A 529-nucleotide genomic window follows, 5' to 3' on the forward strand; every position below is an offset into this window, starting at 1 on the left:
TTTCTAGCGACATCTGCAGTAGAGATATGTATATTCTTCATTTCATTAAGGATCATATAAGGAGTAATATTAGATGACTGTTTATATTTACTAATAAAGTTAAACTGATCATTGAAGTAAAGATTACATTGAGGATTGGTACATCTCCATTTTCTTTGAGTTACAATAAGTTTTAATTGATAGCCATCTTGTAGGATAGGATGATTTATTTTTCTAATATATTTTCCTTTTGAATGCATTCTAGAAGAACAGGCAGGGCAATATTCGACTTTGAGAGTCTTTTCTAAATAAATTATCTTAGTATTTCCATCAATTAAAATCTTAGAGATAATTATGTCTTTATCTTCAATGTTTAAAAATTTCATGATATCATTATTCATATAGTTCCTTTCATAGTATCTAGACAATATCAATGATAAACGAACTATAAAAAGAAACAACAGCCAGAATTCTAGCTGTTGTTTTTCAATGACAATTATTAGAAGTCCATCCCCCTAAAGTTGTCCCCTAAAGTAGACCCCCAAAGTTG

1 pseudogene is annotated in these 529 nt (G+C 28.9%); it reads right to left on the reverse strand.

From position 1 onward, the window contains the following. Positions 1-380, reverse strand: a pseudogene (locus LJD32_RS15060) (ISL3 family transposase); the annotation flags it as partial. Positions 381-529 lie beyond the last annotated feature (149 nt).

This window comes from Faecalibacillus sp. TM498 (assembly GCF_020589955.1).
GTDB lineage: Bacteria > Bacillota_I > Bacilli_A > Erysipelotrichales > Coprobacillaceae > Faecalibacillus > Faecalibacillus intestinalis.